We start from the raw sequence: 782 nt of genomic DNA, 5'->3' as shown, positions 1-782 counted from the left end.
GTTTTGACATTTCCGCAGACACTGTCCATAAACTCACCAATCAAGTCGCGGATGAAATCAGCCTTGAAGAGATCACTCCTACTTCTCAAGAAATATCTAAAATCATAGAAGATATCTCGGAGGAAAATTATCGCAGGCCTGTTCTTGTCTTTTCTGCTGACGGTGCCATGGTCCCCATAAGGACAGAAGACAAGGGGCAACCTCATCACTGGCGGGAAGCTAAAGGTATCCGTGGTTACTTGCTCGATAAGGATAAGATCGTTCACCTGTTAAGCTGGCATCAAATCAGCAATGTTACTGAATTTCGTGGATTCCTTGCCGAGTTAAGAGACAAGGATATTATCCCGCTGGATAAAGTTCGCCTGTGTTTTGTAGGTGATGGAGCCGATTGGATATGGGACTGCGTCAAAGAATACTTCCCAACCTGCCGCCAAGTCCTTGATTATTTCCACTGCTCAGAACACCTCTATGATTTTGCCAAGCATCAGTTTTCTGGATCGAAAAAAGGCAATGAGTGGATAGAGCAAACCAAGGTTCGGCTCTTTCACAACAATGCCTCTCATGTCATCGCTGGCTTGAAAAGAATGAAATGCAAGACAGCCACTGCGGAAACAGAGAGAACGAAGTTGGTCAACTACCTGAAAAAGAACAAAGACAGAATCGAGTACGGTCGTTTGCGGCGAGGTGGGTACCCGCTTGGCAGTGGAGCGATTGAGAGTGCCAATAAGTTCATCAGCAATATTCGTCTCAAGAGATCCGGCGCCTGGTGGAAAGTTGATTAT

1 pseudogene is annotated in these 782 nt (G+C 45.8%); it reads left to right on the top strand.

The window, feature by feature from the left end:
* Positions 1–782, top strand: a pseudogene (locus JWJ90_RS22800) (ISKra4 family transposase); the annotation flags it as partial.

The organism is Desulfobulbus rhabdoformis, from assembly GCF_016919065.1.
Lineage (GTDB): Bacteria > Desulfobacterota > Desulfobulbia > Desulfobulbales > Desulfobulbaceae > Desulfobulbus > Desulfobulbus rhabdoformis.
The sequence above is the reverse complement of the archived record's forward strand: the minus strand, read 5'-3'. Positions and strand labels throughout refer to the sequence as shown.